Genomic DNA, 9,871 nt, shown 5'->3' on the forward strand with positions numbered 1-9,871 from the left:
TCCTCCTGGCGGAGCAGGGAGTGGACGGTAGCCGCCCACTCCCGATTCGCGTCACGTGTTATTCGGTTTCCAGATCGATGTCGATACCCAGAGAACGAATCTCTTTGATCAGCACGTTGAAGGACTCGGGCATGCCCGGCTCCATACGGTGATCGCCGTCCACGATGTTCTTGTACATCTTGGTACGGCCGTTCACATCGTCCGACTTCACTGTGAGCATTTCTTGCAGGGTGTATGCCGCGCCGTATGCTTCCAGCGCCCACACTTCCATCTCCCCGAAACGCTGACCACCGAACTGCGCCTTGCCACCCAGCGGCTGCTGGGTAACCAGGCTGTAGGAACCAGTGGAACGCGCGTGCATCTTGTCGTCCACCAAGTGATTCAGCTTCAGCATGTACATGTAGCCAACGGTGACCGGACGCTCGAACTTGTTGCCGGTACGACCATCGAACAGCTGCATCTGGCCGCTTTCCGGCATGTCGGCCAGTTTCAGCATGGCCTTGATTTCGCTTTCCTTGGCACCGTCGAACACCGGGGTGGCCATTGGAACGCCGCCCTTGAGGTTCTTCGCCAGGTCCAGGATTTCCTGGTCGGAGAAGGTTTCCAGCTGCTCTTGACGGCCACCGATCTCGTTGTAGATCTCGGTCAGGAACTTGCGCAGATCAGCTACCTTACGCTGCTCTTCGAGCATGGTGTTGATCTTCTCGCCCAGGCCCTTGGCCGCGAGGCCCAGGTGGGTTTCGAGAATCTGACCAACGTTCATGCGCGATGGTACACCCAGAGGGTTGAGTACCACGTCCACCGGCGTACCGTTGGCGTCGTGCGGCATGTCCTCGACAGGCATGATCACCGAGACCACACCTTTGTTACCGTGACGACCGGCCATCTTGTCACCCGGCTGGATGCGACGGCGGATGGCCAGGTAGACCTTGACGATCTTCAGCACGCCTGGAGCCAGGTCATCGCCTTGCTGCAGCTTGCGCTTCTTGTCTTCGAACTTGTCGTCCAGCAGACGGCGGCGATCGACGATATAGGCCTGAGCCTTCTCGAGCTGCTCGTTGAGCGCGTCTTCGGCCATGCGCAGCTTGAACCACTGACCGTGTTCCAGGCCGTCGAGGACCTCGTGGGTGACCTCGGTACCTTTCTTCAGGCCAGCGCCGCCTTCGACGATCTGACCCATCAGGGCCGAGCGCAGACGTTCGAAGGTCGCGCCTTCGACGATGCGGAACTCTTCGTTCAGGTCCTTGCGGATTTCGTCCAGCTGGCTCTTCTCGATCGACAGTGCACGAGCATCACGCTCGACGCCGTCACGGGTGAAGACCTGTACGTCGATGACGGTACCCTTGGTGCCGGTAGGCACGCGCAGGGAGGTGTCCTTAACGTCGCTGGCCTTCTCGCCGAAGATCGCACGCAGCAGTTTTTCTTCCGGAGTCAGTTGGGTCTCGCCTTTCGGAGTGACCTTGCCGACCAGGATGTCGCCGGCGCCGACTTCGGCACCTACGTAAACGATACCGGCTTCGTCCAGCTTGTTCAGCGCCGCTTCACCCACGTTCGGGATGTCGGCAGTGATTTCCTCTGGGCCAAGCTTGGTGTCACGGGCCACACAGGTCAGTTCCTGGATGTGGATCGTGGTGAAGCGATCTTCCTGAACCACACGCTCGGACAGGCAGATGGAGTCTTCGAAGTTGAAGCCGTTCCACGCCATGAACGCGATGCGCATGTTCTGACCCAGCGCCAGTTCACCCATGTCGGTGGACGGACCGTCAGCCATGATGTCGCTGCGCTGAACCACGTCACCCTTGTTCACCAGCGGACGCTGGTTGATGCAGGTGTTCTGGTTCGAGCGGGTGTACTTGGTCAGGTTGTAGATGTCGACACCGGCTTCGCCAGTCTCGACTTCGTCATCGGCAACCCGGACCACGATACGGCTGGCATCGACGGAGTCGATCACGCCACCACGACGAGCCACGACGCAAACGCCGGAGTCACGGGCAACGTTGCGTTCCATGCCGGTACCTACCAGCGGCTTGTCGGCACGCAGGGTCGGTACAGCCTGACGCTGCATGTTCGAGCCCATCAACGCACGGTTGGCGTCGTCGTGCTCGAGGAACGGGATCAGCGATGCTGCTACCGAAACAACCTGCTTGGGCGAAACGTCCATCAGGGTGACGTCTTCCGGCGCCTTGACGGTGAATTCGTTCAAGTGACGCACTGCAACCAGCTCGTCGATCAGGACTTTCTTGTCGTTCATCGTGGCCGAGGCCTGAGCGATCACGTGATCGGCTTCTTCGATGGCGGACAGGAAAACGATCTCGTCGGTGACCAGAGCGTCCTTCACCACACGGTACGGGCTTTCCAGGAAGCCGTACTGGTTGGTGCGCGCATAGGCCGCCAGGGAGTTGATCAAGCCGATGTTCGGACCTTCCGGCGTTTCGATTGGGCACACGCGACCGTAGTGCGTCGGGTGAACGTCGCGCACTTCGAAGCCGGCACGCTCGCGAGTCAAACCACCAGGGCCGAGTGCGGAGACACGACGTTTGTGGGTGATCTCGGACAGCGGGTTGTTCTGGTCCATGAACTGCGACAGCTGGCTGGAACCGAAGAACTCTTTCACCGCGGCAGCAACAGGCTTGGCGTTGATCAGGTCCTGCGGCATCAAGCCTTCGCTTTCGGCCATCGACAGGCGTTCCTTGACCGCACGCTCGACGCGTACCAGGCCTACACGGAACTGGTTCTCGGCCATCTCGCCGACGCAGCGAACACGACGGTTACCCAGGTGGTCGATGTCGTCGACGATGCCCTTGCCGTTGCGGATGTCGACCAGGGTCTTCAATACGGCAACGATGTCTTCCTTGCTCAGAACACCCGAACCTTCGATCTCGGTACGACCGATACGACGGTTGAACTTCATCCGGCCGACCGCAGACAGGTCGTAGCGCTCGGGGCTGAAGAACAGGTTGTTGAACAGGGTCTCGGCGGCATCCTTGGTTGGAGGCTCGCCTGGACGCATCATGCGGTAGATTTCTACCAGCGCTTCAAGCTGATTGCCGGTGGAGTCGATCTTCAAGGTGTCGGAGATGAACGGACCACAGTCGATATCGTTGGTATACAACGTCTCGATGCGAACGACCTGCGCCTTGGCGATCTTGAGCAGCAGGTCGGTGGTCAGTTCGGTGTTGCACTCGCACAGGATCTCGCCAGTCGCCGGGTGCACGATGGCCTTGGCCGTGGTGCGACCCAGAACGTAGTCCAGCGGCACTTCCAACTGCTTGATGTTGGCTTTTTCGATCTGGTTGATGTGTCGAGCCGTGATGCGACGGCCTTGCTCGACAATCACCTTGCCTTTCTCATCGAGGATATCGAGAACGGCAATTTCACCACGCAGGCGCTGGGGCACCAGTTCCAGGCTGAGCACTTCGCCCTGCACGTGGAATACGTTGGTGGTGTAGAACGCATCGAGGACTTGCTCGGTGCTGTAGCCCAGAGCGCGCAGCAATACCGAGGCAGGCAGCTTGCGACGACGGTCGATCCGGACGAATACACAGTCTTTCGGATCGAACTCGAAGTCCAGCCAGGAGCCACGGTAAGGAATGATACGGGCCGAATAGAGCAGCTTGCCCGAGCTGTGCGTCTTGCCACGGTCGTGGTCGAAGAACACACCCGGCGAACGGTGCAGCTGGGAAACGATGACGCGCTCGGTACCGTTGATTACGAAGGTACCGTTCTCGGTCATCAGGGGGATTTCCCCCATGTAGACTTCCTGCTCCTTGATGTCCTTGATCGCTTTGTTCGACGATTCTTTGTCGAAAATGATCAGGCGCACTTTCACGCGCAGCGGCACAGCGTAGGTCACGCCACGCAGTACGCACTCTTTGACGTCAAAGGCCGGTTCGCCCAGACGATAACCAACGTACTCCAGAGCAGCGTTGCCGGAGTAGCTGATGATCGGGAAAACGGATTTGAAGGCCGCATGCAGACCGACATCACGGAACTGGTCCTTGGTCGCGCCCGCCTGCAAGAATTCGCGATACGAATCCAGCTGGATAGCCAAGAGGTACGGTACGTCCATGACGTCCGGCAACTTGCTAAAGTCCTTGCGGATACGTTTTTTCTCAGTATATGAGTAAGCCATCAGCGTTCCCCAGCTTGGTCACCTGCTTGTGGCTTCTCCCGACGGGAGCAGCCAGAAAATCGTGCAAACCCCGTGGTTTGCGCCACCCTTGGGTGGTTACAGCGCGTTGCCGGCGTCGACCTGATCGACTGCCAGTAACGGAAAAAGGCCGGTGGCATGAGCCACCAGCCATCAGCCTTTCGCTTGACGCTCGGGCTGGAGACGCAAGGTCGATGCTTACTTCAGCTCGACTTTGGCGCCTGCTTCTTCCAGCGTTGCTTTGGCTTTGTCGGCTGCGTCTTTGGCAACAGCTTCCAGAACCATGGCAGGAGCGCCGTCAACTACAGCCTTGGCTTCTTTCAGGCCCAGACCGGTCAGTTCACGAACTGCCTTGATCACGTTTACTTTCTTCTCGCCAGCTTCCAGCAGCATGACGTTGAATTCGGTTTGCTCTTCAGCAACAACTGCAGCAGCAGCTGGGCCAGCAGAAGCAGCGGCAGCAGAAACGCCGAATTTTTCTTCGAAAGCTTTGATCAGCTCAACAACCTGCAGAACCGACATTTCAGCTACGGCGTTGAGGATATCGTCTTGGGAGATAGACATTGCTGTATTTCCTGAATTGGGGGACGGCCTACACGGCCATCGAAATAAACAAAAAAGCGCGAGAGAAAATGCTCAGCCTCAGGCTGCAGCAGCTTCTTTTTGCTCGCGAACTGCGGCCAGAGTACGAGCCAGCTTGCTGGTAGCGCCTTGAATCACGCTCATCAGCTGCGAAATGGCTTCGTTACGGGTCGGCAGTGTTGCCAGTACGTCGATTTGGTTAGCTGCGAGGAACTTGCCCTCGAACGCAGCTGCCTTGATCTCGAACTTGTCCTGACCCTTGGCGAATTCCTTGAACAAGCGAGCAGCAGCACCCGGGTGTTCGGTAGAGAATGCGATCAGGGTCGGGCCGGTGAACACGTCGTTGAGGACACTGTATTCAGTGTCGGCAACAGCGCGCTTGAGCAGAGTGTTACGTACGACACGTACGTATACGCCAGCTTCACGAGCCTCTTTACGGAGTCCGGTCATAGCGCCTACTGTCACACCACGGGCATCAGCCACGACAGCGGACAGAGCAGCTTTGGCAGCCTCGTTGACTTCAGCGACGATGGCCTTCTTGTCTTCGAGATTAATTGCCACGGGTTTAACTCCTGCTTGTTACCGTTTCATCTGGCCGAAGCCGGATGTCGTTTTGGTGTCTGATTCGGTAAGGAACCGGGAGCACCATCTGCGTAGGCTTGAGGTTTAAGGCTTGCGCCGCCTACGGTCTTGGATAGCCCCCGCCAGGCAGGGACCCCAATTTTTCAGCCAATGGCACGGTCACCCGCGCCACCGGCAAAGTCTTACGCGTCCAGCGAGCCTTGGTCGATGACCAGACCTGGGCCCATGGTGGTGCTCAGGGTGACGCGCTTGACGTAGATGCCTTTCGAGGAAGCCGGCTTGATGCGCTTCAGATCAGCGATCAGGGCTTCAACGTTTTCCTTCAGCTTGACGGCGTCGAAACCGACCTTGCCAACGGAAGTGTGGATGATGCCGTTCTTGTCGGTGCGGTAGCGAACCTGACCAGCCTTGGCATTCTTGACGGCGTTGGCGACGTCTGGCGTCACGGTACCGACTTTCGGGTTAGGCATCAGGCCACGTGGACCGAGGATCTGACCCAATTGACCAACAACGCGCATGGCATCCGGGGATGCGATGACGACGTCATAGTTCAGGTCGCCGCCTTTCATTTCGGCAGCCAGGTCGTCCATGCCTACGCGGTCTGCGCCGGCAGCCAGAGCCGCTTCGGCAGCTGGACCCTGGGTGAACACGGCAACCCGTACGGTCTTGCCAGTGCCGTGCGGCAGCACAGTAGCGCTACGTACGACCTGGTCGGATTTACGTGGGTCAACGCCCAGGTTAACGGCCACGTCAACGGACTCGCTGAACTTGACGGTGGACAGTTCGGTCAGCAGCGCAGCTGCGTCTTCGAAGTTGTACAACTTGCCTGCTTCGATCTTGGAAGCAATAGCTTTTTGGCGCTTGGTCAGCTTAGCCATTACACACCCTCCACGTTGAGGCCCATGGAGCGAGCAGAACCGGCGATGGTACGCACGGCTGCTTCCATGTCAGCGGCAGTCAGGTCCGCATTCTTGGCTTTTGCGATGTCTTCGAGCTGAGCGCGAGTCACGGTACCGACTTTAACGGTGTTCGGACGAGCCGAGCCGCTGGTCAGGCCGGCTGCTTTCTTCAGCAGTACCGAAGCAGGGGTGCTTTTGGTCTCGAAGGTGAAGCTGCGGTCACTGTAGACAGTGATGATTACAGGAGTCGGCAAGCCGGCTTCTTGGCCCTGGGTACGGGCGTTGAAGGCCTTGCAGAATTCCATGATGTTCACGCCATGCTGGCCCAGAGCCGGGCCGACGGGCGGGCTAGGGTTGGCCTGGCCGGCCTTTACTTGCAGCTTGATGTAAGCCGTGATTTTCTTAGCCATGAGCTACTCCACTATTGGGTACGAGCGCCTTTCGGCTCCCCAGTTGCTTGCGTTTTATCCCAGTGACGACAAAACCCCGCAGCTTACGCCTGCGGGGTATGGGATCCGTTTCCAATCAGACCTTTTCGACCTGACTGAACTCGAGCTCTACCGGAGTAGAGCGACCGAAAATGAGCACCGCGACCTGGATCCGGCTCTTTTCGTAATTGACTTCTTCGACGGTGCCGTTGAAATCCGCGAAAGGACCATCGGTCACACGAACGACTTCGCCCGGCTCGAACAGCGTCTTTGGCTTGGGCTTGTCGCTACCGTCAGCGACGCGACGCAGGATAGCTTCAGCTTCCTTGTCGGTAATCGGAGCAGGCTTGTCTGCCGTGCCGCCGATGAAACCCATGACCCGAGGCGTGTCCTTGACCAAGTGCCAAGTACCTTCGTTCATGTCCATCTGCACCAGCACATAGCCTGGAAAGAACTTGCGTTCGCTTTTACGCTTTTGGCCATTTCGCATCTCGACCACTTCTTCAGTGGGGACGAGAATTTCGCCAAAACCGTCTTCCATACCAGCCAGCTTTACACGCTCGATCAAAGAGCGCATAACATGCTTCTCGTAACCCGAGTAAGCATGCACAACGTACCAACGCTTAGCCACGGGACACCCTTAGCCAACAATCAAGGAAACAAGCCAGCCGAGCAGGGAATCGAGCCCCCACAACAGCAACGCCATGACCAGAACGACCGCTACTACGATCAGCGTGGTCTGTGTGGTCTCTTGGCGAGTCGGCCAAACGACTTTACGTATTTCGGTGCGTGCTTCCTTAGCCAGGATGAAGAACGACTTGCCTTTGGCAGTCTGCAGCGCCACATAGGCGGCCACAGCGGCAATAGCGAGAAGCGCAAGCACCCGATACAGGATCGGCGACGCGGAGTAGTACTGATTACCAACCACGCCAACCACAACCAAAGCGATAACAACGAGCCACTTCAGCAGATCGAAACGAGATTCTGGGGCTTCAGCCTTGGGAGTCATCTAGGAGGATCCTGTGAAAAGAAAGCCAGACACACCAAGTGAATCTGGCAGGTCAGGAGGGAATCGAACCCCCAACCTACGGTTTTGGAGACCGTCGCTCTGCCAATTGAGCTACTGACCTAAAACAAATCAGGCCGAACATTATGCCGACCCGGGAAAGCTATTTCAACACCTGATTGGACTGCCATGTTGCACAAGGACACATCAATCACCCCTGGCACAGACCTCACAACCCAAGATGCCAACAGCAGAGATGCGCAACACCCACAGGAGCGACACACATCTACCATTAAAACAAAGGCAGATATTTTCATATCTGCCTTGCAAAAATGGAGCTCTTGAGCGGATTTGAACCGCTGACCTCACCCTTACCAAGGGTGTGCTCTACCAACTGAGCTACAAGAGCTTGAAACCATGCACAAACAGCAAACTTGGAGCGGGTAGCGGGAATCGAACCCGCATCATCAGCTTGGAAGGCTGAGGTTCTACCACTAAACTATACCCGCGGAGCTTGCAGCTCACGCTAAAAATGGTGGAGGGAGAAGGATTCGAACCTTCGAAGTCGTAGACGTCAGATTTACAGTCTGATCCCTTTGGCCGCTCGGGAACCCCTCCTTAACGTGGCGGCATTTTACGCTATGCCACCTCACTGTCAAGCTTTTTCTCATTAAAATCTTGAGGTTAGCTACATCGACAGCTGTTTCACAGTGCTGGGCTTTCGCACCATCGCTGTGAAGCGGGCGCCATTCTATGCAAACCATCAGGGCCTGGCAATACCCCAGATCAGATTATTTTATGTTTTAAGTCATTGAATTCATTGGGGCCGAACATACAACCACTCACCAGGGGAGGATCGCTCCCGCACTGGCGGGACAAACGTGCCGAGCGCGTCCCTGAGAATGCTCAGCGCTGGGTTTCAGGCTTTTCGTTCAGCAGCTGGATGTGGTGCCTCTCACCCTTGTAGGTAGACAGGGGCGCCAACTCTTTGGGCCGCACGGGAAGCTCCTGGTGGTGCCACCCGGCATAGAACACGTTGAGGACCAACAGCAGTAGTACAAGCCAACGCATCGTCACTCCCCCCTCGGATCGGAAACTGCGGAAGGCCCGCTGTCTCCTACAAGGCGCAGACTGAGTTCTCCGCCACTGAACACCTGTTCCATGCCACCTACAGAAAGCCGCAGGCCACCTTGGCCATCTATTCCCAACACCCGGCCTTCAATGGCCTTCAACCCGGCACTGAGGACGACAGCCCTGCCCTGCCAAGCATGCAGCCCCTCCCACTCCTCCCGCAACTGCTCGAACCCGGACAGTGCGTGACGCTCCAGGTGACTCTGAAGCTGCACGTTGAGTTCGGCAACCAAGTCATTGCGATCGACCAGGCTCATCCGCTGCAGGCGTACGGAAGTCCAAGGCCGATCCACCGCCGTGTTCTGCCTCATATTCACATTGATACCAATACCGATGACGACATGACATACATCACTGGGATCGCCAACCAGCTCCAGCAGTATTCCTGCGAGCTTCTTGTCTCCCACCAGAATGTCGTTAGGCCACTTGAGCCTTGCCTCGCCTACACCTTGCGCATGCAGCGCTCGGACCACGGCAAGCCCCACCACCAGGCTCAAGCCTTCCAGGCGAGCCATACCCCCTTCGATACGCAGCGCCAGGCTGTAGTAGAGATTTTGCGCATAGGGACTTACCCAAGGCCTACCCCGCCGGCCCCGTCCCGCTGTCTGCTGCTCTGCAACGATCAAGAGCGGCATCTGGCTCCCGTCAGCGACGGCACGCAATGCTTCGGCATTGGTGGAGTCGACGCTACGCATGACACGCAGCTCCCAGCCCGCTGGAGCGCTTGCCGCAAGTGTCTCGCTGCAGAGCGCAGAAACAGGATCGGCAAGGCGATAGCCTTTGCCGCGCACTTTGTGCACATCGATGCCCAGTTCGGCTTGCAGCTGCTGCAGCTGCTTCCACACAGCACTGCGGCTGACCCCCAGAGCCTCGCCCAGCGCTTCGCCAGAGTGAAAATGACCGTCTGTAAGTAGATCCAGCAATGGTGACATAGCGAACTCGGCGTCTCGGTAGGGCGCAATGATAGCGATGGCGGACACTGATTTGAAACGCTAAAAAGACAAAACCCCTACCTGCTTACGCAGATAGGGGTTTCGGAATTGAATCTTGACGATGACCTACTCTCACATGGGGAAACCCCACACTACCATCG

The 9,871-nt window shown here is 57.5% G+C and carries 9 protein-coding genes and 4 tRNA genes; all 13 read right to left on the reverse strand.

The genetic code is table 11. The features are described from left to right. Positions 1-58: 58 nt before the first annotated feature. The gene (gene rpoB, locus IFT75_RS11835) at positions 59-4,132 is read right to left on the reverse strand and encodes a DNA-directed RNA polymerase subunit beta (RefSeq protein WP_122475660.1); all 4,074 of its coding nucleotides are present in this window, start codon (positions 4,130-4,132) and stop codon (positions 59-61) included. Positions 4,133-4,348: 216 nt separating this feature from the next. Continuing rightward, a complete protein-coding gene (gene rplL, locus IFT75_RS11840; protein WP_122475662.1) occupies positions 4,349-4,714 on the reverse strand; it encodes a 50S ribosomal protein L7/L12 in 366 nt (121 codons plus the stop codon). Between the two features lie 78 nt (positions 4,715-4,792). Beyond that, positions 4,793-5,293 carry a 50S ribosomal protein L10 gene (rplJ, locus tag IFT75_RS11845; protein ID WP_122475664.1) on the reverse strand — a complete coding sequence of 167 codons (501 nt, stop codon included), beginning with the start codon at positions 5,291-5,293 and terminating at the stop codon, positions 4,793-4,795. A gap of 203 nt (positions 5,294-5,496) precedes the next feature. Continuing rightward, positions 5,497-6,192, reverse strand: a complete 696-nt coding sequence (gene rplA, locus IFT75_RS11850; protein WP_043192511.1) for a 50S ribosomal protein L1 — start codon at positions 6,190-6,192, stop codon at positions 5,497-5,499. Continuing rightward, positions 6,192-6,623 carry a 50S ribosomal protein L11 gene (gene rplK, locus IFT75_RS11855; RefSeq protein WP_043192510.1) on the reverse strand — a complete coding sequence of 144 codons (432 nt, stop codon included), beginning with the start codon at positions 6,621-6,623 and terminating at the stop codon, positions 6,192-6,194. Before rplK ends, rplA begins: the two co-directional genes overlap by 1 nt. A gap of 115 nt (positions 6,624-6,738) precedes the next feature. Further along, positions 6,739-7,272 (reverse strand): transcription termination/antitermination protein NusG, encoded by a 534-nt coding sequence (nusG, locus tag IFT75_RS11860; RefSeq protein WP_010443972.1) that lies wholly within the window; start codon positions 7,270-7,272, stop codon positions 6,739-6,741. Positions 7,273-7,281: 9 nt separating this feature from the next. Next, positions 7,282-7,650, reverse strand: coding sequence for a preprotein translocase subunit SecE (secE, locus tag IFT75_RS11865; RefSeq protein ID WP_122475668.1), 369 nt, complete (start codon positions 7,648-7,650; stop codon positions 7,282-7,284). A 45-nt stretch (positions 7,651-7,695) separates the two neighbouring features. Next, positions 7,696-7,771: transfer RNA gene (locus IFT75_RS11870), tRNA-Trp, on the reverse strand. Positions 7,772-7,980: 209 nt separating this feature from the next. After that, a tRNA-Thr gene (locus IFT75_RS11875) sits at positions 7,981-8,056 on the reverse strand. Between the two features lie 26 nt (positions 8,057-8,082). Beyond that, a tRNA-Gly gene (locus tag IFT75_RS11880) sits at positions 8,083-8,156 on the reverse strand. Positions 8,157-8,180: 24 nt separating this feature from the next. Beyond that, a tRNA-Tyr gene (locus IFT75_RS11885) sits at positions 8,181-8,265 on the reverse strand. A gap of 288 nt (positions 8,266-8,553) precedes the next feature. After that, positions 8,554-8,718 (reverse strand): hypothetical protein, encoded by a 165-nt coding sequence (locus IFT75_RS11890; protein WP_185795443.1) that lies wholly within the window; start codon positions 8,716-8,718, stop codon positions 8,554-8,556. 2 nt (positions 8,719-8,720) lie between these two features. Further along, complete coding sequence (gene birA, locus IFT75_RS11895; protein WP_192054917.1) at positions 8,721-9,710, reverse strand: bifunctional biotin--[acetyl-CoA-carboxylase] ligase/biotin operon repressor BirA; 990 nt, start codon at positions 9,708-9,710, stop codon at positions 8,721-8,723. Positions 9,711-9,871: the final 161 nt, after the last annotated feature.

This window comes from Pseudomonas sp. CFBP 8758 (genome assembly GCF_014841725.1).
In the GTDB taxonomy this organism is placed as follows: domain Bacteria; phylum Pseudomonadota; class Gammaproteobacteria; order Pseudomonadales; family Pseudomonadaceae; genus Aquipseudomonas; species Aquipseudomonas baltica.

What these genes read in the sequence shown, in the direction of transcription:
- rpoB (WP_122475660.1), bottom strand. Translation starts at nt 4,132, where the DNA reads ATGGCTTACTCATATACTGAGAAAAAACGTATCCGCAAGGACTTTAGC.
- rplL (WP_122475662.1), bottom strand. Translation starts at nt 4,714, where the DNA reads ATGTCTATCTCCCAAGACGATATCCTCAACGCCGTAGCTGAAATGTCG.
- rplA (WP_043192511.1), bottom strand. Translation starts at nt 6,192, where the DNA reads ATGGCTAAGCTGACCAAGCGCCAAAAAGCTATTGCTTCCAAGATCGAA.
- rplK (WP_043192510.1), bottom strand. Translation starts at nt 6,623, where the DNA reads ATGGCTAAGAAAATCACGGCTTACATCAAGCTGCAAGTAAAGGCCGGC.
- secE (WP_122475668.1), bottom strand. Translation starts at nt 7,650, where the DNA reads ATGACTCCCAAGGCTGAAGCCCCAGAATCTCGTTTCGATCTGCTGAAG.
- IFT75_RS11890 (WP_185795443.1), bottom strand. Translation starts at nt 8,718, where the DNA reads ATGCGTTGGCTTGTACTACTGCTGTTGGTCCTCAACGTGTTCTATGCC.
- birA (WP_192054917.1), bottom strand. Translation starts at nt 9,710, where the DNA reads ATGTCACCATTGCTGGATCTACTTACAGACGGTCATTTTCACTCTGGC.